Genomic DNA, 26,505 nt, shown 5'->3' with positions numbered 1-26,505 from the left:
CCCCATGCCTGCCTCCCCCTTCAAATCCCTCAAGCCGCTGGCCGGTCGTGCCCTGGAAGTGGCGCTCAACCGCGCCCTCGCCCTGGACCCGGACACCCGCAACGCCCTGCAGCCGCTGGACGGCCAGCGCATCGCGCTGACCCTGGAATCGCCCTCCCTGGCAATGCAGATCGGGGTCAGTGGCCAGCGCCTGACCGTGGGCCCGGTCGATCCGGCCACCGAACCCGACCTGGCGGTGCGCAGCACCCTGGGCGGGGTGCTGGCGCAGTTGCCGTTCATGGCACGCGTGCGCCGCAACGACAGCGTGCCGGGCGGGAGGATGAAGGTTTCCGGTGATGCCGAACTGGCGCGGCGCCTGCAGCAGCTGGCCACGCGTTTCGATCCGGACTGGCAGCAACCCTTCGTCAGCGTGTTTGGCGAGGTGCTCGGGGTGCAGGTCGCCAACACCCTGCGCTCGGCCCTGCTGCGCGTGCGTCGCGGCGCGGAGGACCTGGCCCAGACCGCGGCCGAGTTCGTCACCGAGGAATCGCGCGACGTGATCCCGCGTGCCGAGCTGGAAGCCTTCCTCGACGACGTCGACGTGCTGCGCGATGACGTCGAGCGCATCGGCGTGCGCATCCAGCGCCTGCGGGGTGCGGCATGAAGGCGGCGCTGCGTGCGGCCCGCATCGGCCGCGTGATCCTGCGCTACCGCCTGGACGACCTGCTGCACGGCACCCCGGCCGAGCGCTGGCTGCGCCTGGCCAAGCCGTTCGTGCCGCGTGCATCGGCTGCCATCGCTGCGCAGTCGCGGGGCGCGCGCCTGCGTCTTGCGCTGCAGGACCTGGGCCCGATCTTCGTCAAGTTCGGGCAGATCCTCTCCACCCGCCGCGACCTGGTGCCGCCGGACGTGGCCGAGGAGCTGACCCTGCTGCAGGACCGGGTCAAGCCCTTCGATGGCGATGCCGCGCGCGCGATCGTCGAGCAGGCGCTGGGCCGGCCGGTGGCCGAGGCCTTCGCCAGCTTCGATACCCAGCCGCTGGCCTCGGCGTCGATCGCCCAGGTGCATGCGGCCACGTTGCCGGACGGCCGCCAGGTGGTGGTCAAGGTGCTGCGCCCGGGCATCGAGGAACAGATCGACGCCGACATCGCGCTGCTGCGCTCGATGGCCGCGCTGGTCGAACGCACCCATCCGCGGGCTGACAAGATCCGTCCGCAGGAAGTGGTGTCCGAGGTCGAGAACACCCTGGCCGCCGAGCTGGACCTGCAGCGCGAGGGCGCCAACGCCAGCGTGCTGCGCCGCTTCTGGCAGGACTCGAACGACCTGTACGTGCCGGAGGTGGTCTGGAGCCACACCGCCGAGCGTGCGCTGACCCTGGAGCGGGTGTGGGGCATTCCCTCCGATGACATCGCCGCGCTGGACGCGGCCGGCATCGACCGCCGGATGCTCGCGGCCAAGGGCGTGCGCCTGTTCTACACCCAGGTGTTCCGCGACAACTTCTTCCACGCCGATGCCCACGCCGGCAACATCTGGGTCGACAACGACCCGGCGCGCCGCGACAACCCGCGTTTCATAGCACTGGACTTCGGCATCATGGGCCAGCTCTCGCAGGAGGATCAGTACTACCTCGCAGAGAACTTCATGGCCATCTTCAACCGCGACTACCGGCGCATCGCCGCGCTGCACGTGGAAGCGGGCTGGATGCCGGCGCACCTGCGCCTGGACGAGCTGGAAGCGGCGGTGCGCTCGGTGTGCGAGCCGTACTTCACCCGGCCGCTGTCGCAGATCTCGCTGGCCGAGGTGCTGCTCAAGCTGTTCCGCATGGCCCAGCGCTACCAGCTGACCCTGCAGCCGCAGCTGATACTGCTGCAGAAGACCCTGCTCAACATCGAGGGCGTGGGTCGCCAGCTGGATCCGCAGATCGACATCTGGGCGGTGGCCAGGCCGGTGCTCGAGCGCATCCTGGTCGAGCGCTACAGTCCGCGCCGCACCCTGCGCGAACTGCGCAAGCGGCTGCCGGAAATCATGACCCACGCGCCGGAAATGCCGGCGCTGGTGCACGGCTGGTTGCGCCAGCAGGTCGAGGGCCGCCACCAGCTGGCGATGCGCTCGCAGGACCTGGTCGCGCTGAACCTGACGCTGCAGCGCATGCAGCGCCGCGTGGTCACCGCCATCGGCGGCGCCGGCCTGGTGGTCGTTGCCGCGGTGCTGTACGGCCTGCAGGCCAGCGGCCCGCAGCTGGCCTCGGTGCCGCTGTGGTCGTGGCTGACCGGGCTGGTCGGTACCGGCGCATTGCTCTCGGCCTGGCTGCGTCGATGAGCGAAATCGAAGAAGCAGCGCCGGCCGCGGTCGAGCCGGCGCTGACCCTGCTGTACCAGGACCCGTGGCTGGCGGTGGTGGACAAGCCGGCCGGGCTGATGGTCCATGACAGCAAGCTGGCCCGAGGCGAGGATGACTTCCTCGCCGACCGCCTGCGCGAGCAACTGGGCAGGCCGATCTTCCTGGTCCACCGCCTGGACCGCGCCACCAGCGGCTGCCTGCTGCTGGCCTTCGACCGCGACACCGCCAGCCTGCTTGGCAAGGTCCTGATGGGCGGCGACGTCGGCAAGGACTACCTGGCCGTGTGTCGCGGCTGGCCGGCCGAGGACGCCTTCACTGTCGACCACGATCTCGATGGCGGCCCCGGCAAACCGGTCAAGAAACAGGCCGTCACCCATTTCCAGCGCCTGGCCACCGGCGAGCTGACAGTGCCGGTGGGTGAGTTCGCCACCTCGCGTTACGCGCTGCTGCGCTGCCAGCCGCAGACCGGTCGCTTCCGGCAGATCCGCCGCCACCTCAAGCACCTGTCGCACCACCTGATCGGCGACACCAGCCACGGCGACGGTCGCCACAACCGCAACTTCCGCATGCAGGGCGTGCACCGCATGCTGCTGCACGCCGAACGCCTGCGCTTCACCCATCCGCACGATGGCCAGGTGGTGGATGTCCGTGCCGGACTGGATGCGCAGTTCCAGCGGGCCTTCGGCCTGTTCGGCTGGGATGCCGCGGCGCTGCCGGACACCTCGGCGCCGCAGGCGTGAAACGCGGACGGCGGCTCCGTGGCCGCCGTCCGTCATGCAACCGCAGCGGCGGTCAGTTGCCCGAAGGCTCGGCCAGGATCGTGTCCAGGTCCTTCTGCAGGTCGGCCAGCAGCGGCTGCATGTGCGCCTGCATGGCGACCATCAGGTTCTGCATCAGCTGCGGGGTCTTGTCCAGCAGGCTCTGGCCGGCGTCGCTCTCGTAGAACTCGGCCATCGCCAGCACGTCCTCCTTGCTGAAGGTCTGCTTGTAGATGTCTGCGTACAGCGGGCGGATCTTCGACCATGCCAGTGCCTGGCGCATGGTCTGGTTTGTGCGCTGCTGGATGCGCTGCATCCGCTCGGACTGCTCCGGCGTCAGCGTGCGGCTGCGGGCCAGTTCGGCGAACTGCTGCTGCTGCATCGCCTCCATCTGCGGCAGCATGCCGTCGAGCATGGTCTGTGCGCGCGAGGCGGCCAGCAGGCGGTTGACGTCGGCATCGCTGGGCGGCGCGGCCAGCGCGGGCGCGGCGGCGGTGGCCAGTGCGAGGGCAAGCAGCAGCCGGGCGGGGCGGGTGCGGAACAGGCGGGGCAGGGGCATGGCGTCAGTCCGGTGACAGCGTTGAAAGCCCGAGCATAGGGCAGCGGGCCGGCGTCCGCCTACAATGCCGCCCATGGCAACCGGGCAGATCGACATCACCGCGCAACTTGCGATCCCGGAGACCGAGATCGTCGAGCGCTTCGTGCGCGCCAGTGGCGCCGGCGGCCAGAACGTCAACAAGGTCTCCACCGCGGTCGAGCTGCGTTTTGACGTGGCCGGTTCGCCCTCGCTGCCCGAGCCGCTGCGCGCCCGCCTGCTGGCCCGGCGCGACCGGCGCATGACCGGCGAGGGCGTGCTGGTGATCGATGCGCAGCGCTTCCGCACCCAGGAGCGCAACCGCCAGGACGCGCGCGAGCGGCTGGTGCATTTCATCCAGGCCGGGCTGAGCGTGCCCAAGGCGCGAGTGGCGACCAAGCCCACCCATGGCTCAAAATTGCGCCGTCTGGATGCCAAACGCGAACGTTCGCAGATCAAGCGCGGTCGCACGCAAAGAAACTGGGACTGACTGCTTGAACGACCGGAAGCCGTTGCTGCCGGACTTGCCCCCGAACATGCCGCGGGTCAAGCCGAATGCCTTTACCCGTTGGTTCGGCCGCACCGTGCTGCGGCTGGGCGGCTGGCGCGTGGTCGGGCAGATTCCCGACGAGCCGCGACTGGTGGTGATCGCCGCGCCGCATTCGTCCAATTGGGATGGGTTCTGGGGGCTGGCGGCCAAGATCGCGATGGGCGTGGAAATCCGCGTGCTCGGCAAGGCGCAGCTGTTCTGGTGGCCACTGGCGCCGCTGCTGCGCTCGCTGGGCGTGATCCCGCTGGACCGCAGTTCGCCGCAGGGCACCGTCGGCCAGGCGGTGGAGCTGCTGCGCAACACCGAGCGCATGTGGTACACGATCGCGCCGGAAGGCACGCGCAAGCCGGTCAAGGAATGGAAGGGCGGCTTCCTGAAGATCGCCCGGCTGGCCGAGGTGCCGATCATGCCGGCCTACTTCCACTACCCGGACAAGGTCATCGGCCTGGGGCCGCTGTTCCACACCACCGGCGATGACGCCGCCGACATGGCCGCGATTCGCCGCTGGTACCTGCCGTGGCAGGGCAAGAACCGCGGCACCGCCTGAACACCGCCGTGCAGGCGGCCAGACCGGGCCGATCCAACCACCACGTCCGGCACATGCCGGGCACCCTGGCCGGGCGTAGCGTTGACGGGTCATCCCGCTCGCCAGGAGCCCTTTCATGTCACGTACCGTAGTACTGGCCGCCGCCATCAGCCTTGCGCTGGCGGCCTGTTCCGGCAAGGAGTCCACCCCCGTGTCCGATACCCAGAACCCGCCGGCGCAGCAGCCGGCCGATGCCTCGACCAATCCGCTGCTGAGCGCCAGCACGCTGCCGTTCCAGGCGCCGCCGTTCGACCGCATTCAGGACAGCCACTACCTGCCGGCCTTCGAGGAAGGCATGCGCCAGCATCTGGCGCAGGTGCGCCAGATCGCCGACAACCCCGAGCCGGCCAGCTTCGCCAATACCATCGAGGCGCTGGAGCGCAGTGGCGAGACCCTGACCCGCGTGTCGCGCATCTTCTTCGGCCTCGTGCAGGCCGATACCAACGACGCGCGCCAGCAGATCCAGGAAGAAGTGGCGCCCAGGCTGGCCGCGCACGGTGACGAGATCAACCTCGACCCGAAGCTGTTTGCGCGGGTGAAGGCCGTCTACGACCAGCGTGCCGAGGCCGGGCTCGACGCCGTGCAGCAGCGTCTGGTCGAGCGCTACTACGACGGCATGGTGCGCGCCGGTGCGGAGCTGTCCGACGCCGACAAGGCCACCATGCGCCAGCTCAACGTGGAGGAGACCACGCTCTCCACCCAGTTCCACAACCGTCTGGTCGCTGCGACCGCGGCCGCAGCGGTGGTGGTGGACGACAGGGCGAAACTGGCCGGGCTGGACGAGGATGCGCTCAATACCGCCGCGGCCGACGCCAAGGCCCGGAACCTCGAGGGCAGATACCTGCTGCCGCTACAGAACACCACCCAGCAGCCGGTGCTGGTGTCGCTGGCCGATCGCGAGCAGCGCGCCGCCGTGCTCAAGGCTTCGGAAACCCGCGCCGAGCGCGGCGATGCCAATGACACGCGGCAGATCGTGCAGCGCCTGGCCCAGCTGCGCGCGCAGAAGGCCAGGCTGCTCGGTTTCGAGAACTACGCCGCCTACAGCCTTGGTGACCAGATGGCCAAGACCCCGGCCGCGGCACTGAAGCTGCTGACCGACACCGTGCCGGCGGCCACCGCCAAGGCCCGCGGTAAACTGGCCGAGATCCAGAAGGTGATCGACGCGCAGAACGGTGGCTTCAAGGCCGCCGCCTCGGACTGGGACTACTACGCCGAGCAGGTGCGCAAGGCCCAGTACGACCTGGACGAGGCGCAGATCAAGCCGTACTTCGAGATGGAGAACGTGCTGCACAACGGCGTGTTCTTCGCCGCCACGCAGCTGTACGGCATCACCTTCAAGCCACGCACCGACATCCCGACCTATCACCCGGACATGAAGGTGTACGAGGTGTTCGACCGGGACGGCACCTCGCTCGCGCTGTTCTATACCGACTACTACAAGCGCGACAGCAAGTCCGGTGGCGCGTGGATGGACGTGTTCGTCGAGCAGGATGGCCTGGCCGGTACCAGGCCGGTGGTCTACAACGTCTGCAACTTCACCAAGCCCGCAGCCGGCCAGCCGGCGTTGCTGAGCTGGGACGACGTGACCACGATGTTCCATGAGTTCGGCCATGCGCTGCACGGCATGTTCTCGGCGGTGAAGTACCCGTCGCTGGCAGGCACCAACACCTCGCGCGATTTCGTCGAGTTCCCCTCGCAGTTCAACGAACACTGGGCGCTGGATCCCAAGGTGTTCGCCAACTACGCCAGGCACTACAGGACCGGCGAAGCGATGCCGCAGGAGCTGGTGGACAGGATCGTCAAGGCGCGCACCTTCAACCAGGGCTATGCCACCACCGAGTACCTGTCGGCCGCGCTGCTGGACCTGGCCTGGCATACGCTGCCGGCCGATGCGCCGTTGCAGGACGTGGGCACGTTCGAGGCCGAGGCGCTCAAGCGCTACAAGGTCGACCTGCCGCAGGTGCCGCCGCGGTACCGCACCACCTACTTCGACCACATCTGGGGTGGCGGCTATTCGGCCGGTTACTACGCCTACTTCTGGGCCGAGGTGCTCGACCACGATGCATTCCAGTGGTTCAAGGAGCATGGCGGGCTGACCGCTGCCAACGGACAGGCGTTCCGCGAGCAGGTGCTCTCGCGCGGCAACAGTGTCGAGCTTGCGAAGCTCTACCGCGATTTCCGCGGCAAGGACCCGAGCGTCGAACCGCTGCTGGAAAACCGCGGCCTGAAGTAAGACGCTCCCCCAGCAACATCGCAAACGGCAGGGGAAACCCTGCCGTTTGCTTTTGCCTGAACGGAAGATGGCCGATAACGGTCCGTTCCGTGTTTAACGGTTTTCATACATTTTCACGACGCCGATAATCCGCGCCCTCCGGGGAATTCCGCCCGGCCGCGGACCGTAGGTCCGCCACTTCGATTTCAATGGCGCCGCGCGGCGCAGGTGGTTGCGTGAACAAAGACCTCCTGCTGGCCCACGTCCGGCGTGTTGGCCTGTTCGGCGTCATGGTGTCGCTGCCGGCCGTGCTGCTGTATTGCGACCTCCACCTGCTGGGCAATGCGGTGGGCGAGTGGTCGCTGGTCGAGCTGACCCAGGAAGGCTTCCTGCTGGCCAGCACCCTGGCTTTCGTGCGGCTGGCGCTGGCCCGTGCCGAGGACCGCCGCTTTGCGGTGCTGGCTGCCGGCTTCTTCGCCTGCATGTTCATCCGCGAGATGGACGCGGTGCTGGACGTGGTGGTGCATGGTGCGTGGAAGTACCTGGTCGCCCCGCTCGCTGTCGGCAGCGTGGTCTACGCCCTGCGCGACTGGCGCGCGGCGCTGTCGGGCACGGTGCGCTTCCTGACCTCGCGCGCCGGCACCGTGCTGCTGCTCGGCCTGGTGCTGCTGCTGTTCTATGCGCGCCTGATCGGCATGACCGCGCTGTGGACCGGGCTGCTCGGCGAGCAGTACATCCGTGCGGTCAAGAACGCGATCGAGGAAACCACCGAGCTGCTGGCCTACACCTTCATCCTCGCCGGCAGCCTGGCCTACGCCGCGCAGCGCATCCGCGAGCCGGCCCGCGCGCTGCGCAGCGGTGTGTCGGTCCCCGGCGCGCTGGTCGGTCGCCACCATCCGCTCTGATGCCGGCGTTGTAATCGGCGGCGTACAGCGCAGGCCGCGGTCCGCGGCTCAGCGGTCCGAATGCCCGGTGTCGTCGTAGCTGCGCGGGGCGAACAGGTCCGGCTGGATCAGCTCGACGAAGGCGCGGGCCTGGGGCGACAGGAACTTGCCCTTGCGCACCACCACCCCGTAGCTGCGCGCCGGGAAGTAATCGTCCATGGTCCGGATCGCCAGCTTGTCGCGGTCGCCATCGTTCAGGCACAGCGCCGGGACGATGGAGATGCCCATGCCCATGGCCACGTACTGCTTGATCACCTCCCAGCCACCGACCTCCAGCGCCACGGTGTAGGGCACGCGGTGCTGCTGGAACACCAGGTCGACCAGGCGCCAGGTGATCTGGCGCCGCGGCGGCAGCACCAGCGGGTACGGCGACAGGTCCTCCAGGGTGATGTGCCTGCGCGCGGTGAGCGGATGGTCCGGCGGGGCGATGAGCACCTGCTGGAAGCGGTACACCGGCGCATAGGACAGGTCGGCCGGCACGTCCATCATCGAACCTACCGCCAGGTCGGCGGCATCGCTGCGCAGCAGATCGGTGCCGTCGGCGCTGATCGCGTTGTGCAGGGTGAGCCGCACGGTGGGGTGCCGCTGCCGGAACCGCTCAACGATCTTCGGCAATAAATAAAGGATCGTCGAGGAATTGGCGGCGATATTGAGCTCGCCCGCATCCAGTCCGCGGACCTTGTCGCGGAAGCTGGCCTCCAGCCCGTCGATGCTCTCCACCAGCGGCTGCGCCATCTCGTACAGCAGCTGGCCCTCGCGGCTGGGCACCAGGCGCCGGCCCGATCGCTCGAACAGCACGACCCCCAGTTCCCGTTCCAGGGCCTGCAGCTGCTGGCTCACTGCCGGCTGGCTGACGAACAGGGCCTCCGAGGCACGCGAAACCGACCCCAGGCGCACCGTCTGGCAGAACGCCCGCAGCGGCTTGAGCCGGTCGGATTTGTAGGAAAAACGAGGACTTGGGGAGTGCTTGGTCGACATGTCGTGAGCAGTATAAGCACAACTTATAAAAAACATTGCAAAAACTGTTTTGTCAAATACTCAGCCGCGACGGCACCTTGGAAGCCCGAAACACAAGGAGTCCGCCATGTCAGCCGTTGCAGCCCCCGCCGGCCCGGTCGCCGAGAGTCCGACCCCGGGCATCACCCTGACCCAGCAGATCGCCGGTCAGGCCACGCTGCTCCCGGCCGGTGCGCTCGCGCTTCTGGTATCGCTGCACCGCGCAGTGGAGAAGGAGCGCCAGGCCCGGCTGGCGGCGCGCCGCGAGCGCCAGGCGTTCTTCGACCAGGGCGGCCTGCCGGACTTCCGCGCCGATACCGCCGCCATCCGCGAGGCTGACTGGACCGTGGCCCCGCTGCCGGAGGCCTTGCAGGACCGCCGCGTCGAGATCACCGGCCCGACCGACCCGAAGATGGTGATCAACGCCCTGAACTCCGGTGCCAAGGTGTTCATGGCCGACTTCGAGGATTCGACCTCGCCGACCTGGGCCAACGTGCTGGCCGGGCAGCAGGCAATGATCGGTGCGGTGCGCGGCGACCTGGAGTACACCGCCCCCAATGGCAAGCACTACAGCCTGCGTCCGTTCGAGGAGCAGGCGGTGCTGATCGTGCGTCCGCGCGGCTGGCACCTGGACGAGAAGCACGTGCTGGTCGACGGCCAGCCGATCGCCGGTGGCTTGTTCGATGCGGCGGTGTTCGCCTTCCACAACGCCCGCACGCTGATGTGCAAGCAGCGCGGCCCGTTCTTCTACCTGCCCAAGCTGCAGTCGATGGAAGAAGCCGCGCTGTGGGAAACCGCGCTGTCGCACATCGAGGGCATGCTCGGCCTGCCGCACGGCCAGATGAAGGTCACCGTGCTGATCGAGACCCTGCCGGCGGTGTTCGAGATGGACGAGATCCTGTACGTCCTGCGTGACCGCATCGTCGGCCTGAACTGCGGCCGCTGGGACTACATCTTCTCCTACCTGAAGACCTTCCGTCGCCACGCCGACAAGGTGCTGCCCGAGCGCGGCCAGGTCACCATGACCCAGCCGTTCCTGAAGGCCTACTCGGAACTGCTGATCAGGACCTGCCACCGCCGTGGCGCCCACGCCATGGGCGGCATGGCCGCGCAGATCCCGATCAACCACGACGCCGCCGCCAACGAGCAGGCGATGGCCCGGGTGCGCGCGGACAAGCTGCGCGAGGTCACTGCCGGCCACGACGGCACCTGGGTTGCGCATCCGGCGCTGATCCCGGTGGCGAAGGCCATTTTCGACGAGCACATGCCCACGCCGAACCAGCACCACGTGCTGCGCCGCGACGTGGAGGTCAGCCGCGATGACCTGATCACCGCGCCGGCCGGCACCATCACCCGCGCCGGCTTCGAGAACAACGTCGAGGTCTGCGTGCGCTACCTGGCCGCCTGGCTGGCCGGCAACGGCTGCGTGCCGATCCACAACCTGATGGAGGACGCGGCCACCGCCGAAATCAGCCGCAGCCAGATCTGGCAGTGGCTGCACGTCGGTGGGCTGCACCTGGACGACGGCACCGCCATCGATCTGGCCCTGCTGGAGTCGACCCTGCGTGCGTTGCCGGCCCGCCTGGGCGATACCAGCGGCCTGCCGGGCGGCGACCGCATCGAAAAAGCCATCGCCCTGCTCGATGAGCTCAGTCGCGCCGACGAGCTGGCCGACTTCCTCACCCTTCCCGCCTACCGACAGATCGACTGACCGCTACTCCGGAACCGGCGCCCGCGCCGGCCCGTGCCCCGAACGTGCATTTCCCCCCTTGAAAGTTGGAGAGAAACACCATGAGCAAGCTGCCGACCGCCGCCGAAATCCAGAAGGACTGGGACACCAATCCGCGCTGGGCGGGCATCACCCGCAACTACACCGCCGAGGACGTCGTGCGCCTGCGCGGCACCGTCCACATCGAGCATTCGCTGGCCCGGCTGGGTGCCGAGAAGCTGTGGAAGTACCTGCACGAGAAGGACTTCGTCAACGCGCTGGGCGCGCTGACCGGCAACCAGGCCATGCAGCAGGTCAAGGCCGGCCTGAACGCGATCTACCTGTCCGGCTGGCAGGTGGCCGCCGACGCCAACCTGGCCGGGCAGATGTACCCGGACCAGTCGCTGTATCCGGCCGACTCGGTGCCGGCGGTGGTCAAGCGCATCAACAACACCCTGCTGCGCGCCGACCAGCTGCACCACGCCGAAGGCAAGGACGGGATCGATTTCCTGCAGCCGATCGTGGCTGATGCCGAAGCCGGCTTCGGCGGCGTGCTCAACGCCTTTGAACTGATGAAGGCGATGATCGAGGCCGGTGCCGCCGGCGTGCACTTCGAGGACCAGCTGGCCTCGGTGAAGAAGTGCGGCCACATGGGTGGCAAGGTGCTGGTGCCGACCCGCGAGGCGGTGGAGAAGCTCAACGCCGCGCGCCTGGCCGCCGACGTGATGGGCGTGCCGACCCTGCTGGTCGCCCGCACCGACGCCGAGGCTGCCGACCTGCTGACCAGCGACATCGACCCGAACGACCAGTCGTTCACCACCGGCGAGCGCACCCCGGAAGGTTTCTACCGCACCCGCAATGGCCTGGATCAGGCCATCAGCCGCGGCCTGGCCTACGCGCCCTACGCCGACCTGGTGTGGTGCGAGACCGGCAAGCCGGACCTGGAGTTCGCCCGCAAGTTCGCCGAGGCCATCCACGCGAAGTTCCCGGGCAAGCTGCTGGCCTACAACTGCTCGCCGAGCTTCAACTGGAAGAAGAACCTGGACGACGAAACCATCGCCAAATTCCAGAAGGAAATCGCCAGCTACGGCTACAAGTTCCAGTTCATCACCCTGGCCGGTTTCCACTCGCTGAACTACTCGATGTTCAACCTGGCCCACGGCTATGCCCGCCGCCAGATGAGCGCCTTCGTCGAGCTGCAGGAAGCGGAGTTCGCCGCGGCCGAGAAGGGCTTCACCGCGGTCAAGCACCAGCGCGAGGTCGGCACCGGCTACTTCGACGCGGTGACCCAGGCCATCCAGCAGGGCCAGTCCTCGACCACGGCGCTGACCGGTTCCACCGAGGAAGAGCAGTTCCACGGCGAAGAAGTCCACTAAGGACGACCGCAAGCCGTCACCAAGCAAGACGGGCGTCCTGTCGGGCGCCCGTCTTGCGTTTGCATGGGCGGTCTGAACCCGTACGGAAACGTGATATTCGTACGGTTTTATCCGATGGTATGCTCCGACGCTAGCCGGGATGGGCGTAGGGGATGGGCAGGGAAATGAGTGGCGCCAACGCTGCTTCCATAGCCAATGCAGTCGACAGGACTGGCGCCGCCCTGGCGACGGCGCAGATCGTGCACGCCATCCTGTCCCCGGACGAGTTCGAGCTGTTCGCGCGCTTTGGCCGTCTACGACGCGTCGCCGCCGGCGAGCTGCTGTTCCAGCGCGGCGACTGCGGCAGTTCCATGTTCGTCATCCAGTCCGGCATCGTCGACCTGGATTTCGGCGAGGACCTGGTCATCAAGTACCTGGGCCCGAATGAATTCTTCGGCGAGCTTGGCCTGCTGATCGGCGACCACCGCCGCGCCGCCGACGCCCGCGCCTCCACCGACCTGCAGTTGCTGGAGATCGAGCACGAGGACTTCCAGCGGCTGGTCGAGCACGACCCTGGCCTGGTGTCCTACTTCCTGCGCCGCACCATCATCCGCGTGGTGTCCAACGAACAGATTCTGATCCGGCAGTTGCGCCGCCGCAACCACGACCTGGAAACGGCGCTGGACAACCTCTACACCACCACCCACCAGCTCACCCATACCGAGGAGCTGGTGCGGACCGATGAGCTGACCGGCCTGCACAACCGCCGCGGCCTGACCCTGTACCTGCAGGATTGCCGCACGCCGTTGCACTCGCTGCCGCACGGCCTGCTGCTGATCGACTGCGACCGCTTCAAGCACGTCAACGACCAGCACGGCCACCTGGCCGGCGACCGCGTGCTGCAGTCGCTGGCCAACATCCTGCGTTCGGTGGTGCAGCCCGATGGCCTGGCCTGCCGGCTCGGCGGCGACGAATTCTGCCTGCTGGTCACCGATGCCACGGTCGAATCGCTGGAACACATCGCCGAATTCATCCTGCAGGCGGTCCATGGCCTGCTGGAACGCACGCAGCCCGTGCCGCGCATCTGCCCGGTCAGCATCGGCGTCAGCCTGCTCGACCCGGCGCAGGACTGGAGCGACTGGTACGCCCAGGCCGACAGCGCGCTGTACGAGGCCAAGCGCCTGGGGGGCAACCGCATGCACTGGGCCGTACCAGGGAACCGGGGTGACTGAGCATGTTGAACGAACAGGCGGCTCCAGCGCCGGCCGATGACACGGCCCCCTCTGCACCACAACTGCAGACGGTACTGTTGACCGACCTGTGCGATTCCGTCGCGCTGGTGGAAAAGCTCGGCGACAGCGCGGCGGCGGAACTGTTCCAGCACCACGACCGGCTCGTGCTGATGCTCCAGCAGCAGTGGCGCGGCCGCCTGATCGACCGGTCCGATGGCCTGCTGCTGCTGTTCGACCGACCGGTCAACGCGCTGGCCTTCGCCATGGACTACATGCGCGGGCTGCAGGAGCTGGGCCGCGAGCGCAAGTTGAAGCTGCGCGCCCGCGCCGGCATCCACGTCGGCGAGGTGGTCACCTGGCACAACTCGGTGCCGGCGGTGCAGGCCGGGGCCAAGCCGCTGGAGGTCGAAGGCCTGGCCAAGCCGCTGGCCGCGCGCCTGATGAGCCTGGCCCGGCCCGGCCAGATCCTGCTTTCGGCGGTGGCCGAGTCGCTGGCCCATCGCGCCGCGCGCGACGAGCTGGGCGAGCGCAACGAGCGGCTGCTGTGGAAATCGCACGGGCGCTGGCGCTTCAAGGGCGTGCCCACCGTGCAGGAGGTCTACGAAGCCGGCGAGATCGGCGTGGCGCCGCTGCGCGCGCCGCGCAATTCGCCCAAGGCCTGGCGTGACCTGCCGCTGTGGCGGCGTCCGGCCGCGCTGGTGGCCGAGGTGGCGCTGGTGGCCCTGCTGGGTATCGGCGTCTGGTTCGTCAGCCGACCGCAACCGGCAATCGCCTTCAGCGAGCGCGACTGGGTGGTGGTCGGTGACCTGCGCAACCTCACCGGTGACAGCCTGCTGGACGATTCGCTGCAGCAGGCATTCCGCATCAGCCTGGAGCAGTCGCGCTACGTCAACGTGGTGAGCGACGAACGCACGCGGCGGACGCTGGACATGATGCGCCGCAATCCCCTGGCCACCCGGCTGGACCGCGAAACCGCGGCCGATGTCGCGCAGCGCCTGGGCGTGCGCCTGGTGCTGCTGCCCTCGGTGGCCGACGTTGGCGGGCGCAAGCGCTTCACCGTCGAGATGATGGATCCAACGCAGCGCCAGACCCTGCTGGTCAGTTCCGCCTACGCCAGCAACGCGACGATGCTGGCCGCAATCGACACGGTGACGGCCGAGCTGCGCGACAAGCTGGGCGAAAGTCCGGCCAACATCCGCCAGGACAGCCAGCCGTTGCCGGAGGTCACCACCGCCAGCCTCGATGCGCTGCGGGCCTACGCGCTGGGCCAGAAAAAGTACGCCCAGGGCGACTACGTCGCCGCGCTGGCGTTCTATGACAGCGCCATCGATATCGACAACGCTTTTGCCCTGGCATGGCTGGGCAAGGTCAGGGCGTACTACGCCTCGCTGGATTTCCGCAGCGCCACCGACGCGCTGAAGAAGGCGACCACGCTGTCCGAGCACCTGCCGCCGCGCGAGGCGATGTATGCGCGCAACTGGCAACTGCAGATGCTGCAGCCCGACCAGGCCGGCGATGGCTGGGCACGGATGGCGGACCTGTACCCGGACTTCGTTCCCGCCGCGCACAACGCCGCACTGAACTACTTCGAGGAAAACCGCTTCCAGGACGCGAAGGTCTATTCCACGCGGGTTGCCGAAAGCCGCTATGAGCTGTCCAGCGTGGGCGTGGACCAGCATGCGCGCGTGCTGCTGGCGCTGGGTGACTACACCGGTGCCGAAGCCGCCTTCCGCAAGGCGGTGGAACTGGGCTGGCGCAGTTCGATGGTGCGCCAGGCCACGGCCGTGGCCGCCAAGGGTGAATTCGGCCGTGCCTATGGCCTGATCGAAGCGTCAGGTCGACCGGATCTTGGCGAGCCCGTGCGGGTCTCCATCGCGCTGGACGAGGGCCGCCCCGGCCACGCCGTGGAGCGCGCCGAGGCCGCGGTGCGCGAACATGGCAAGACCCCCGGCGTCGAAGGGCTGGCCTACTTCGTGCCGTTGGCAACCGCATACCTGGCCGATGGCTGCCGCAGCGATGCCATCGCCACTGCGCGCGAGGCCGTCCGCATGGCCATGACCGATATCGACAACGCGGTGCCGCAGGAGGCCACCGACCGGGCGACGATCGCGCTGGCGGCGACGATCGCGCTGGCGGCGGCGATCGTGGCACAGCGCGCCGGCGACCGTGCACTTGCCGAGCAGGTGAGCGCACGCCTGGGCCGGGCGCAGAACCTCCCGGCCGGCCGGGTGCTGCAGGAATTCCGGGCCGTGGTGGCCGCCGGCAGTGCCCGGCTGTCGGGCAATCCGAAGCAGGCGCTGGAGCTGCTCAAGCCCTTCGTGGACGGACAATCACGCATCCAGACCCGGGTGGAGCTGCTGCATGCGGCGACCGCCGCCGGTGATGCCGCGCTGGCCGAGGCCCAGCTCAAGTGGCTGCGCGAGCGGCGCGGCATGGCCTATGCCGAGATCGAATGCGTCTACTGCCTGCAGGCGCTGAACGTGCTGGAAGTGAACAAGGCCATCGCCGCCGCCCCGGGAAACACCCGCGGGGCGACGGCAGTGGGCGCGATCCTCGCGCCGGGTTAGCGCTTACTTCAGCGGGCGCGTGCCGGCGTGGTCGGCATCGAGCATCGGCACGCTATGACCGACGCCGCTGGTCAGCATCGTGGTGATCTCCTTGCGCGCCCCGGCAATGGTTTCCTTGTCGGCCAGGGTCACCTTGGCACAGTCCCTGGCGACGAATTCCTTGAGGTCATCGTTGGGCTCGGCACCGGCTTTCTGCAGTGCGGCCAGCGTGTCGCTGGCGAACAGCTTGCGGAAGTCATCGTCGGTGGAAAGCAGGTCGATCAGCTTGTTGGCGGTAGCGGTGTCGAGCTGGAGCTTGGACATTGCGTTTTCTTCCCTGTGGATGTCGTTGAGATGAGGGTCCTGCGGACTGCTGTTCCTTTGCTGCGCGGCGATGTTAGCAGCCGGCACCACCGCTAGAATGGGCCCGCGCCGGCCGGGGGAAGAAAGGCGGCGCACTGAAAGGGGACTCCGGATGCAGCACGGAACGGCATGCCTGCGATGGGCGCGCTGGCGGCGGAGCATTCCCGATATGCCGGGCAACACGCCGCCCGCGTCCCGATTACCGACAACCGGAGCCCTGCATGTCCATCGATGAATCCAAGGTCCTGATCCGTCGCTGCGCAGTGCTGGTGTTCGAGCCGCAGGAAACGGTGGAGTTCGACCTGCAGGAGCTGGTGGGCGGTGGCGATGGCCTGCGCCGCACCCTGCGCTGGCAGGCGCTGGCACCGCACCTGGGTGAACCGGTGGCCGTCGATGCGCGGCAGCGCGAACTGCTGGGACGGATCAGCCCGTCGGCATGGACCGCGCTGGATTCGCTGGGCGAAGAGCGTGGCACCGCCCAGGCCCTGCTCGACAGCGGCCTGCTGGTAGCCAGGGCGCCCGGCCTGCACGACGCGCACCGCGAGCGTGACGAGCGCTTGCGCCAGGGCTACTGGCATCCGCTGGGTGCGGTACTGCATGCGTTTACCCGCTGGGACGGCGTGGATGCGGTGCGCAACATGCACGAGTCCGGCACCGAAACCGCCTCGAAAATGCGCCAGGTGCTGGGTGAGCCGCCGGCCGAGGCGCGCAGGCTGGTGACCGCGGACGACGAGCTGATCCGGCTGCCCGAGGTGCCGCACAGTGATTTCGACGCGCTGATGCACCGGCGCGTGACCTGCCGGAACTTCGACGCCTCGCGTCCGGTGCCGCTGCCGGTGTTCGCCAAGGTCATCGAGCGCGCACTGGCCGCGCAGGCGAAGGTGGAAGTGACCGGCGACCTGGTGTTCCTGAAGAAGAACGTGCCCTCCGGCGGTGGCCTGCATCCGATGGAGGCCTACCTGGTCGTGCAGAACGTCGAGGGCCTGGCGCCGGGGCTGTACCACTACCGCGCCGACGTGCATGCGCTGGAGGCGCTGCCGGCACCGGAAGGCGGGCTGCCGGAGTTCGTGATGGAAGCGGTGGCGCAGCAGCACTGGTTTGGCGACGCGCACGTTCTGGTGGCGCTGGCGCCGCGTTTCGACCGCACGTTCTGGAAATACCGGCACCACGCCAAGGGCTACCGCGTGGTGGCGCTGGAGGCCGGGCACGTCTCGCAGACGCTCTACCTGGCCGCCACCGACCTGGGGCTGGGCGCCTTCATCACTGGTGCGATCAATGAAAAGCACCTGGAGCGCGCGCTGGGACTGGATCCGGTCACCCAGGGCGTGGTGGCGATCTGTGGTTTTGGCTGGCGCGCCAGCCAGATGACCGTGGCCGAGCTGGATCCGGCCTGCCGGATCTGGGCCTGACCACGCAGCCGCAGCACGGTGGTGCTGCGGCTGGGCCGTGATCAGTCGGCCTCGAACTCCACCAGCGCCGCACCTTCGGCCACCAGTTCGCCTTCGGCCACGCGATAGGCCCTGAGCACGCCATCGGCCGGCGCGCTGAGGCTGTGCTCCATCTTCATCGCCTCCAGCACCACCAGCGGCTGGCCGCGGGTCACGCGGCTGCCGGGAACCACCGGCAACGCGACCACGCGCCCGGGCATGGGGGCGGCAAGGCCACCCTGTTCCACCGGCGGGTGATCGGCCTCGGCAATGGCATCGTGCAGCAGGAACGGACGCCCGCCGTCGTGGCCGAACAGGTGCAGGCGCGGACCGTCGCGCAGCACGCGCAACTGCAGCTGGCGGCCATCCATGCAGACGCGGCGGTGCGGGCCTTGCGCCTGGCAGGTCGCGGTGCTGCGCTGGCCGTCGAGCTCGATCTCCCAGGCCCCGCCGAGCGCGCGCAGGCGCAGCCTGCGGCGCTGCCCGCCATGCTCCAGTTCGAGCTGGCGCCAGGCCGGGCCGCCGATGCGCCAGCCATCGCTGGCCGCCCACGGCGAATGCGGATCTAGCGGATCCACCGCGGGGGCCGGTGACTGCAGCACTGCGGCCAGTGCCGCCAGCTGCCAGCCCGCCTCGTCCATCGCCTGCGGCTGCAGCGCCGGCTGCTCGCGTTCGATCAGCGCGGTATCGAGCCTTGCATTGGCGAACGAGCCGGTGCGTACGAGGCGCGACAGGAAGGCGACGTTGGTGGTGACACCGGCGATCTCGCAGTCGGCCAGCGCGGCCTGCATGCGCCGCAGCGCGGCGTCGCGGTCCACGTCCCAGACGATGAGCTTGGCGATCATCGGATCGTAGTAGGGCGTGATCGCATCGCCCTGCTCGACGCCCGCGTCCACGCGCACGTGCGCATCGTTCGACGGCAGGCGCAGGTGGCGCAGGGTGCCGGTCGAGGGCAGGAAGCCACGGTCGGCGTCCTCGGCATACAGCCGCGCCTCGATGGCGTGGCCGTTGAGCGCGAGTTGTTCCTGCGACTTCGGCAGCGGCTGGCCGGCGGCCACGCGCAGCTGCCACTCGACCAGGTCGGTGCCGGTCACCAGTTCGGTCACTGGATGCTCGACCTGCAGCCGGGTGTTCATTTCCATGAAGTAGAAATCGCCGCCCGGGCCGGCGATGAACTCCACCGTGCCGGCGCCGACATAGCCGACTGCGCGCGCGGCATCGGTGGCGGCCTTGCCCATCGCCGCGCGCCGTTCGGCGGTCATACCCGGGGCCGGCGCTTCCTCCAGGACCTTCTGGTGGCGGCGCTGCACCGAGCAGTCGCGTTCGAACAGGTGCACGACGTTGCCGTGCGCATCGCCGAACACCTGGATCTCGATGTGGCGCGGACGCTCCACGTACTTCTCCACCAGCACGTGCGGATTGCCGAACGCCGACTGCGCCTCGCGCTGGCAGCCGGCCAGCGCCTCGATGAAGTCCGCGCTGCGCTCGACCTTGCGCATGCCCTTGCCGCCGCCGCCGGCGCTGGCCTTGATCAGCACCGGGTAGCCGATGGCATCGGCCTGTTCGCGCAGGAACGCCGGATCCTGGTTGTCACCGTGGTAGCCGGGCGTCAGCGGCACGCCGGCGCGCTGCATCAGCGCCTTGGCCGCGCTCTTGTCGCCCATGGCCTGGATCGCGCTTACCGGCGGGCCGATGAAGACGATGCCGGCCTGCGCACAGGCCTGCGCAAAGCCGGCGTTCTCGGACAGGAAGCCGTAGCCGGGATGGATGGCCTGGGCGCCACTGCGCTGCGCCGCCTGCAGGATCACCTCGCCGCGCAGGTAGCTCTCGGCAGCCGCGGCGGGGCCGATGTGGATGGCCTCGTCGGCCAGGCGCACGTGGCGCGCATCGCGGTCGGCGTCGGAGTACACCGCCACGGTGGCGATGCCCAGCCGGCGGCAGGTGGCGATGACGCGGCAGGCGATCTCGCCGCGGTTGGCGATCAGGATCTTGTCGAACATGGTGGAAGGCTCGTTCATGGGGCGGCGCCGTTACATGCGGAACACGCCGAAGCGTGTTTCATGCGCGGGCGCGTTGAGGCTGGCCGACAGGGCGAGGCCGAGCAACCGGCGGGTGTCGGCGGGGTCGATCACGCCGTCGTCCCACAGCCGCGCGCTGGCGTAGTAGGGGTGGCCCTGCTGTTCGAACTGCTCGCGGATCGGCGCCTTGAACGCTTCCTCCTCCTCGGCGGGCCAGTGGCCGCCGCGCAATTCGATGCCGTCGCGCTTGACCGTGGCCAGCACGCTGGCGGCCTGCTCGCCGCCCATCACGCTGATCCGCGCGTTGGGCCACATCCACAGGAAGTTGGGCGAATAGGCGCGGCCGCACATGCCGTAGTTGCCGGCCCCGAAGCTGCCGCCGATGACCACGGTGAATTTCGGTACCCGCGCGTTGGCCACGGCCATCACCAGCTTGGCGCCGTCGCGGGCGATGCCGCCGTGCTCGTACTTGCGGCCGACCATGAAGCCGGTGATGTTCTGCAGGAACACCAGCGGGATGCCGCGCTGGCAGCACAGCTCGATGAAGTGCGCGCCCTTGAGCGCGGACTCGGAGAACAGGATGCCGTTGTTGGCGATGATGCCGACCGGGTAACCGTGCAGGTGGGCAAAGCCGGTGACCAGGGTGCTGCCGTAGCGCGGCTTGAACTCGTCCAGCCGCGAACCGTCGACGATTCGCGCGATCACCTCGCGCACGTCGAACGGTTTGCGGGTGTCGGCCGGGATCACCCCGTACAGCTCCTGCGCCGGATGCAGCGGCTCCTGCGGCGGCTGCAGGGCGAGCGCGCTGGCCGGCTTGCGCCAGTTGAGGTTGGCGATGATCGAGCGCACCCGCGCCAGCGCCTGCAGGTCGTTGTCGGCCATGTGGTCGGCCACGCCCGAAATGCGCGTGTGCACGTCGGCACCGCCCAGTTCCTCGGCGGTGACCACCTCGCCGGTGGCGGCCTTCACCAGCGGCGGACCGCCGAGGAAGATCGTGCCCTGTTCCTTGACGATGACCGTCTCGTCGCTCATCGCCGGCACGTAGGCGCCGCCGGCGGTGCAGCTGCCCATCACGCAGGCGATCTGCGGGATGCCGGCCGCCGACAGGTTGGCCTGGTTGTAGAAGATGCGGCCGAAGTGGTCGCGGTCGGGGAACACCTCGTCCTGCAGCGGCAGGAAGGCACCGCCCGAATCGACCAGGTAGATGCACGGCAGGCGGTTCTGCTGGGCGATCTCCTGCGCGCGCAGGTGCTTCTTCACCGTGACCGGGTAGTAGGTGCCGCCCTTGACCGTGGCGTCGTTGGCCACGATCACGCATTCCACGCCGGAGACGCGGCCGATGCCGGCGACCACGCCGGCGCAGGGCACGTCGCCGCCGTACATGCCGTGCGCGGCCAGTGGCGCGATCTCCAGGAACGGGCTGCCCGGGTCGAGCAGGGCGTCGATGCGCTCGCGTACCAGCAGCTTGCCGCGCGCGGTGTGCTTGGCCCGCGCCGCCTCGCTGCCGCCCATAGTGGCCTGCGCCAGGGTGGCGTGCAGGTCGTCGACCACCACCTGCATCGCGGCGCGGTTGGTTTCAAAGGACTCGCTGCCCGGTTGCAGCTGGCTGTTGATGACCGTCATGGCGGGGCCTTAGAGAGTGCGCTGGAACAGTTCGCGGCCGATCAGCATGCGGCGGATCTCCGAGGTGCCGGCGCCGATCTCGTACAGCTTGGCGTCGCGCCACAGGCGGCCGGTCGGGTACTCGTTGATGTAGCCGTTGCCACCGAGGACCTGGATCGCCTGGCCGGTCAGCCAGGTGGCCTTTTCGGCGGCGTAGAGGATCGCGCCGGCGGCGTCCTGGCGGGTGGTGCGGCCCTTGTCGCAGGCGCGCGCCACCGCGTAGACGTAGGCGCGGCAGGCGCCAAGGCCGACGTACATGTCGGCCAGCTTGGCCTGCATCAGCTGGAAGCTGCCGATCGGCTCGCCGAACTGCTTGCGCTCGTGCACGTAGGGCATCACCACGTCCATCGCCGCGGCCATCAGCCCCAGCGGGCCGCCGGACAGCACCACCCGCTCGAAGTCCAGGCCGGACATCAGCACGCGAACGCCGCCGCCCACTTCTCCGAGCACATTTTCCGCCGGCACGCGGCAGTCCTCGAACACCAGCTCGCAGGTGTTGGAGCCGCGCATGCCGAGCTTGTCCAGCTTCTGCGCGGTGGAGAAACCGGGCATGCCCTTCTCGATCAGGAAGGCGGTGATGCCGCGCGGGCCGGCTTCCGGGTCGGTCTTGGCGTAGACCACCAGCACGTCGGCATCGGGACCATTGGTGATCCACATCTTGTTGCCGTTGAGCACGAATTCGTCGCCCCGGTGCTCGGCACGCAGCTTCATCGACACCACGTCCGAACCGGCGCCGGGCTCGCTCATCGCCAGCGCGCCAACGTGCTCGCCGCTGCACAGCCTCGGCAGGTACTTCTGCTTCTGTGCCTCGTTGCCGTTCTTGCGCAGCTGGTTCACGCACAGGTTGGAGTGCGCGCCATAGCTCAGGCCGATGCTGCCGGAGGCACGCGAGATCTCCTCCATCGCCACCACATGGGCCAGGTAGCTCATACCGCTGCCGCCGTACTCCTCCTCCACGGTCAGGCCGAGCAGGCCCTGCTCGCCGAGCTTGCGCCACAGCGGGTTGGGGAAACGGTTTTCCTCGTCGGCCTGGGCGGCGAGCGGGGCGATCTCGTGGGCGGCAAAGGCGGCTACGCTTTCGCGCAGCAGGTCGATCTCTTCGCCGAGATCGAAATCAAGCGATGGCACGTGCATGGGTGGCTCCGCAACGGCAGTGGAAGGGCGCACCGGGTGGGGATGACGTTGGGCGTCAGACGGGCGAGGGGCCCAGCCTAGCGGGCTTTCCGCAAGAAGTGAATACAAATTCAAAAATTGAAATTAGAATCAGGAAATGGCCTACAAACGCTCCGCACTGATGGAAGAACGCCTGGCCGGAGCGCGCGAGCGCATCCTCCAGGCCGCCCGCCGGTTGGTGGCCGCCGGCGGCTACCGCAATGCGCCGGTCACCGCGGTGGCGGCCGAAGCGGGGGTGTCGACCGGGCTGATCTACCGGCATTTCCCGTCCAAGGCGGAGCTGTTCGTCGAGGTGCTGACCGCGGCGGTGACACATGAGGTCGGGATCCTCGAGGAGATCGCGGCGCGCCCGCTGCCGGCCGCCGAGCGGTTGAAGCTGGCGGTGGCCTCGTTCGTGCGTCGTGCGCTGGCCGGCCCCGGCCTGGCCTATGCCTTCATCGCCGAGCCGGTGGATCCGGAAGTGGACGCCGAGCGCATCCGCTGCCGGCGCCTGTTCGGTGACGTGTTCCGTCGCATCGTGGCCGAGGGCGTGGCCAGCGGCGAGCTGCCGCCGCAGGACCTGGACGTGGCCGCCGCGTGCATCGTCGGCGCCTACACCGAGGCGCTGGTCGGGCCGACCGCGCCGAGCCGCGAGGCGATCGCCAACGACGAGATGCTGATCGATTCGATCTGCGCGTTCTGCCTGCGTGCGGTGGGCGCCGGCACGGGCAAGGGCCGCGGATAGTTCTGGGCGTTGCTGCGCTGCCGCACGAAAGCGCCGTTGCAGGCCCCGTTCATCGCTGGTCTATACTCGCCCGACTGCTGTCTTCCAAGCGACTTCCTGTCAGGGTGATCGGACGTGCGGAATTACGACCTAGAGTTCCTCAAGCGGTTCTCCATGGTGATCGGTCTGTTGGTGTTGATCACGCTGGGTTTGATCATTTTCGCAGCCTTCCTGCATCGCTCAATTCCCCCTGAAGTCTCGCCGACGGCGGCCAAGCGCACCGAACAGCGCATTGCCCCGTCCGGTGCGGTGTATGCCGGCAGCACCGGCGCCGCCGCCCAGGCTGCCGCACAGGCCGCCGCCGCTGCCAAGGCGGCCGGGCAGGTCGCCTACGGCGGCACTACCGACGGCAAAGTGATCTACGACAACCTGTGCGGCGCCTGCCACACCAATGGCGTGGGCGGGGCCCCGACCCTGGACCACGGCCACTGGGATGCGCGCATCGCCCAGGGCAATGACACCCTCTACAGGCACGCCATCGAAGGCTTCACCGGCGCGGCCGGGATCATGCCGCCCAAGGGTGGCAATCCGTCGCTGAGCGAGGAACAGGTGCGTGCCACGGTGGACTGGATGGTCGGCAACCTGAAGTGACCCGCACCCACGCGGTGGCACGCCGATCGGCGTAAGCTGCCGCACCCGAGTAACAGCGCCGCCTGTGGGCGGCGCTGTCGTTTCCGACCACTGGAGTCGTCCGTAATGCGTCGTCCCGTTTCTGTGCTTGCCCTTGCCATCGCCCTGGCGGCGCTGCCCACCGTTGCCGCTTCGCCCCGGGTCGTGCCGATCGGCCAGGTGCAGGGACCGGATGAGCGCAGCCCGCTGGAAGGCCGCCAGGTCACCGTCGAAGCGATGCTCACCGCTGACCTGCGGCAGGGCCTGGGCGGCGTGTTCGTGCAGGATGCCGGCGATGGCGATGCGCGGACCTCCGATGGGCTGTTCGTGCAGGCGGGCGGGGAGCTGTCGCTGCTGCCGGGCCAGTGGTGGCGCATCACCGGCACCGTCGTCGAGCAGCCTGCCGGCAAGGACGGCCAGTCGCTGACCACGCTGGCCGATGCACGCTTCACCGCGATGCCGGCGCTTGCGCCGGTGCCGGTGCAGGCGCTGTCCGATGTGCCGGAATCGTGGGAGGCACTGGAAGGCATGCACGTACGCATTGATGCCCCGCTGACCCTCGTCGGCCAGGACCAGCTGCCGCGCTTCGGTGAACTGGTCGTGGCCTTCGGTGGGCGCCTGTGGCAACCGAGCGAGGTCGCCGTGCCGGGCAGCGACGAGCATGCCGCGGTCGTGGCCGACAACCAGCGCCGGCGCCTGCGCCTGGACGATGGCAGCAGCGAGCGCGACCCGAAGCAGGTGGCCTACCTGCCTGCCGGCAGCGAACTGCGCACCGGCATGGAGCTGCGTGGTGTGCAGGGCATCGTCGACCAGCGCCATGACGGGCAGCACCGCCTGCAGCTGACCGCGCCGCTGTCGGTGCCGCCGGTCGAACGCCCGGCCGCGCCGCAGGTCGAGGGCGACGTGCGCATCGCCGCGTTCAACCTGGAGAACTTCTTCAACGGCAATGGCCGCGGTGCCGGCTTCCCGACCGCCCGCGGTGCGAAGACCGAGGCGGCCATGCGCGCGCAGCTGGCCAAGCTGGTGGACACCATCCGTGGCCTGGACCCGGACGTGGCCGCGCTGATGGAGCTGGAGAACGACGGCTACGACGAGGACGCCTCCATCGCCCAGCTGGTGGCCGCGCTCAACCGGGCCGAGGGCAAGCGCGGCGACTGGCGCTTCGTCGATGCCGGCAAGGGCCCGGGCACGAACCCGATCCGCGTGGGCATCCTCTATCGCGCCAGGCGGGTGAAGCCGGTCGGCACGCCGGCCGTGCTCGAGCGCGAGCCGTTCGGCGAGCGCAGCCGCGTGCCGCTGGTCCAGGCGTTCCGCGCCGGTCGCGGCCAGCCGTTCGTGGTCGTGGCCAACCACTTCAAGTCCAAGGGCTGCTCCGGCGCGACCGGCGCCGACGCCGACCAGGGCGACGGCCAGGCCTGCTGGACGGCCACCCGCACCGAGTCGGCGCGGCTGCTGCACCAGTGGCTGCAGACCGATCCCACCGGCAGCCGCAGCCAGGACATGGTGCTGCTGGGTGACTTCAACGCCTATGCGATGGAGCCGCCGATCCGCCAGCTGCATGCCGATGGCTGGCAGGACGCCTTCGTCGTGGCCGGCATCGAGCGCCCCTACAGCTATGTCTACGGTGGCCTGGCCGGTCGGCTGGACCATGCGCTGCTCAGTCCGGGCATGGCCACTCGCCTGCGCGGTGCGGCCGAATGGCACATCAACGCCGACGAGGCCGATAGCGTGGGTTATGCCGAAGGCAACGTGGCCGGCCCGTGGCGCAGCTCCGACCACGACCCGCTGCTGATCGGGATCGCCCGCTGAGCTTGCCTGCTGATCGTCTCAGGCGCGTGCGCCCAGGGCGATCAGCACGATCGCGACCACCGCCAGGGCCAGGCCGAGCCGGTTGCGGGTGTTGAGCGGCTCGGCGAACGCCAGCGTGCCGACCAGCGCGCCCAGCACCACCACGCCGATGTTCATGCCGGCAAACACCACCGCCGGGCTGTCCGGCAGCGCCTGGTGGGCGCGCACGTAAAAGAGGATGTTGCCGAAGTTGATCGTGCCCAGCAGCAGCCCGGCGCCGAGGTTGCGCCACTGCATGCGTGCGCTGCCGCGCAGGTGGCGCAGCAGCTGCCAGACCAGCATGCCGACGAAGGCCAGCGCAAAGCTCACCAGCAGCGCCGAGCTGGATGGCGTGCCGGCCTGGGCCACGTGCTTGAGCAGCACGTCGACCAGCGCAAAGCCCGCCCATACCCCGAGCAGCCACGGCCAGCTGCGCGTGCCGTCGCCGGCCGCACCGTGGCGGGCGCGGGTGCTGATGCCGACGATGGCCAGCAGGCCCAGGACGAGGCCGGCCAGCTTCAGCGCATTGAGGGTTTCGCCAAACAACGCGAACGCCGCCAGCAGCGACAGCAGCAGCGACAGGCGCTGGGCGACGTCGGTACGCACGATGCCGGCCTCGCGCACTGCACGCGCCAGCACCAGGAAGATGCCGGGCAGCGCGACCGCCAGCGCCAGCAGGGCCGGCCACGGCGCATTGCCCGACTGCAGCGTGGCCAGTGACGGCCTGAGCAGCCACAGTGCCAGCACGCTGGCGGCCAGGTAGTTCCAGCTCACCGCCTGGGCGATGTCGATGCCACGCCGCGGCGCCAGCTTGAGCAGCACCGACACCGCCACGGAGCACAGCACACTGAGGATCAGGAAATGCATGGTCGACGTCGTTCCT

Annotated in this window: 22 protein-coding genes; 15 read left to right on the top strand and 7 right to left on the bottom strand. The window is 68.9% G+C overall.

Annotated elements, in window-relative coordinates:
- Positions 1–4 precede the first annotated feature (4 nt).
- The 3 genes from LG380_RS11920 to LG380_RS11910 are packed head-to-tail and all read left to right on the top strand — an operon-like array spanning position 5 to position 3,059.
- Complete coding sequence (locus tag LG380_RS11920) at positions 5–643, top strand: SCP2 sterol-binding domain-containing protein (protein ID WP_225765372.1); 639 nt, start codon at positions 5–7, stop codon at positions 641–643.
- Complete coding sequence (ubiB, locus tag LG380_RS11915) at positions 640–2,298, top strand: ubiquinone biosynthesis regulatory protein kinase UbiB (protein ID WP_225765370.1); 1,659 nt, start codon at positions 640–642, stop codon at positions 2,296–2,298. Before LG380_RS11920 ends, ubiB begins: the two co-directional genes overlap by 4 nt.
- A complete protein-coding gene (locus tag LG380_RS11910) occupies positions 2,295–3,059 on the top strand; it encodes a pseudouridine synthase (RefSeq protein WP_225765369.1) in 765 nt (254 codons plus the stop codon). The genes ubiB and LG380_RS11910 overlap by 4 nt, the downstream gene beginning before the upstream one ends.
- A 52-nt stretch (positions 3,060–3,111) precedes the next feature.
- Here LG380_RS11910 and LG380_RS11905 read toward each other — a convergent pair whose 3' ends face one another.
- Complete coding sequence (locus tag LG380_RS11905) at positions 3,112–3,636, bottom strand: DUF2059 domain-containing protein (protein WP_225765368.1); 525 nt, start codon at positions 3,634–3,636, stop codon at positions 3,112–3,114.
- A gap of 73 nt (positions 3,637–3,709) precedes the next feature.
- Between LG380_RS11905 and arfB the strand changes: the two genes are divergently transcribed.
- The 4 genes from arfB (at position 3,710) to LG380_RS11885 (ending at position 7,904) form a co-directional block, all read left to right on the top strand.
- Positions 3,710–4,141: an alternative ribosome rescue aminoacyl-tRNA hydrolase ArfB gene (gene arfB / locus LG380_RS11900; protein ID WP_225765367.1), complete on the top strand. Its 432-nt coding sequence runs from the start codon at positions 3,710–3,712 to the stop codon at positions 4,139–4,141.
- A 46-nt stretch (positions 4,142–4,187) separates the two neighbouring features.
- Positions 4,188–4,748, top strand: coding sequence for a lysophospholipid acyltransferase family protein (locus tag LG380_RS11895; RefSeq protein WP_225766593.1), 561 nt, complete (start codon positions 4,188–4,190; stop codon positions 4,746–4,748).
- 115 nt (positions 4,749–4,863) lie between these two features.
- The gene (gene dcp / locus LG380_RS11890) at positions 4,864–7,020 is read left to right on the top strand and encodes a peptidyl-dipeptidase Dcp (protein ID WP_225765366.1); all 2,157 of its coding nucleotides are present in this window, start codon (positions 4,864–4,866) and stop codon (positions 7,018–7,020) included.
- A 215-nt stretch (positions 7,021–7,235) separates the two neighbouring features.
- Positions 7,236–7,904, top strand: a complete 669-nt coding sequence (locus LG380_RS11885; protein WP_225765365.1) for a hypothetical protein — start codon at positions 7,236–7,238, stop codon at positions 7,902–7,904.
- A 48-nt stretch (positions 7,905–7,952) separates the two neighbouring features.
- On the opposite strand, the gene LG380_RS11880 is transcribed toward LG380_RS11885, so the two are convergent.
- On the bottom strand, positions 7,953–8,921 hold the full coding sequence (locus LG380_RS11880) for a LysR family transcriptional regulator (protein ID WP_225765364.1): 969 nt from the start codon (positions 8,919–8,921) through the stop codon (positions 7,953–7,955).
- A 106-nt stretch (positions 8,922–9,027) separates the two neighbouring features.
- Between LG380_RS11880 and aceB the strand changes: the two genes are divergently transcribed.
- From aceB to LG380_RS11860, 4 genes are all read left to right on the top strand, one after another.
- Complete coding sequence (gene aceB, locus LG380_RS11875; protein ID WP_225765363.1) at positions 9,028–10,650, top strand: malate synthase A; 1,623 nt, start codon at positions 9,028–9,030, stop codon at positions 10,648–10,650.
- Between the two features lie 80 nt (positions 10,651–10,730).
- Positions 10,731–12,023, top strand: a complete 1,293-nt coding sequence (aceA, locus tag LG380_RS11870) for an isocitrate lyase (protein ID WP_225765361.1) — start codon at positions 10,731–10,733, stop codon at positions 12,021–12,023.
- Between the two features lie 164 nt (positions 12,024–12,187).
- Positions 12,188–13,234, top strand: a complete 1,047-nt coding sequence (locus LG380_RS11865) for a GGDEF domain-containing protein (protein WP_225765359.1) — start codon at positions 12,188–12,190, stop codon at positions 13,232–13,234.
- A 2-nt stretch (positions 13,235–13,236) separates the two neighbouring features.
- Entirely contained in the window at positions 13,237–15,801 is a 2,565-nt protein-coding gene (locus LG380_RS11860; RefSeq protein WP_225765357.1) for a putative peptide modification system cyclase, read from the top strand.
- Between the two features lie 3 nt (positions 15,802–15,804).
- Here the strand turns inward: LG380_RS11860 and LG380_RS11855 are convergent, their stop codons facing one another.
- Positions 15,805–16,104, bottom strand: a complete 300-nt coding sequence (locus LG380_RS11855) for an NHLP-related RiPP peptide (RefSeq protein ID WP_225765356.1) — start codon at positions 16,102–16,104, stop codon at positions 15,805–15,807.
- A 260-nt stretch (positions 16,105–16,364) separates the two neighbouring features.
- Between LG380_RS11855 and LG380_RS11850 the strand changes: the two genes are divergently transcribed.
- Positions 16,365–17,552, top strand: a complete 1,188-nt coding sequence (locus LG380_RS11850; protein ID WP_225765355.1) for a putative peptide maturation dehydrogenase — start codon at positions 16,365–16,367, stop codon at positions 17,550–17,552.
- A 41-nt stretch (positions 17,553–17,593) separates the two neighbouring features.
- Here the strand turns inward: LG380_RS11850 and LG380_RS11845 are convergent, their stop codons facing one another.
- The 3 genes from LG380_RS11845 to LG380_RS11835 are packed head-to-tail and all read right to left on the bottom strand — an operon-like array spanning position 17,594 to position 22,384.
- Positions 17,594–19,570, bottom strand: coding sequence for an acetyl/propionyl/methylcrotonyl-CoA carboxylase subunit alpha (locus LG380_RS11845; protein ID WP_225766592.1), 1,977 nt, complete (start codon positions 19,568–19,570; stop codon positions 17,594–17,596).
- Between the two features lie 30 nt (positions 19,571–19,600).
- A complete protein-coding gene (locus LG380_RS11840) occupies positions 19,601–21,211 on the bottom strand; it encodes a carboxyl transferase domain-containing protein (protein ID WP_225765354.1) in 1,611 nt (536 codons plus the stop codon).
- Between the two features lie 9 nt (positions 21,212–21,220).
- A complete protein-coding gene (locus tag LG380_RS11835) occupies positions 21,221–22,384 on the bottom strand; it encodes an isovaleryl-CoA dehydrogenase (protein ID WP_225765353.1) in 1,164 nt (387 codons plus the stop codon).
- 136 nt (positions 22,385–22,520) lie between these two features.
- On the opposite strand from LG380_RS11835, the gene LG380_RS11830 reads away from it, so the two are divergent.
- The 3 genes from LG380_RS11830 to LG380_RS11820 all read left to right on the top strand — a co-directional run bounded on the left by LG380_RS11830 (position 22,521) and on the right by LG380_RS11820 (position 25,604).
- Positions 22,521–23,147, top strand: coding sequence for a TetR/AcrR family transcriptional regulator (locus LG380_RS11830; RefSeq protein ID WP_225765352.1), 627 nt, complete (start codon positions 22,521–22,523; stop codon positions 23,145–23,147).
- A gap of 114 nt (positions 23,148–23,261) precedes the next feature.
- Positions 23,262–23,777 carry a c-type cytochrome gene (locus LG380_RS11825; protein ID WP_225765351.1) on the top strand — a complete coding sequence of 172 codons (516 nt, stop codon included), beginning with the start codon at positions 23,262–23,264 and terminating at the stop codon, positions 23,775–23,777.
- 105 nt (positions 23,778–23,882) lie between these two features.
- Positions 23,883–25,604, top strand: a complete 1,722-nt coding sequence (locus tag LG380_RS11820) for an ExeM/NucH family extracellular endonuclease (RefSeq protein WP_225765350.1) — start codon at positions 23,883–23,885, stop codon at positions 25,602–25,604.
- Positions 25,605–25,622: 18 nt separating this feature from the next.
- Here LG380_RS11820 and LG380_RS11815 read toward each other — a convergent pair whose 3' ends face one another.
- Positions 25,623–26,489 carry an EamA family transporter gene (locus LG380_RS11815; RefSeq protein ID WP_225765349.1) on the bottom strand — a complete coding sequence of 289 codons (867 nt, stop codon included), beginning with the start codon at positions 26,487–26,489 and terminating at the stop codon, positions 25,623–25,625.
- Between the last annotated feature and the right edge of the window lie 16 nt (positions 26,490–26,505).

This window comes from Stenotrophomonas sp. Marseille-Q4652 (assembly GCF_916618915.1).
Classification (GTDB): Bacteria; Pseudomonadota; Gammaproteobacteria; order Xanthomonadales; family Xanthomonadaceae; genus Stenotrophomonas.
The sequence above is the reverse complement of the archived record's forward strand: the minus strand, read 5'-3'. Positions and strand labels throughout refer to the sequence as shown.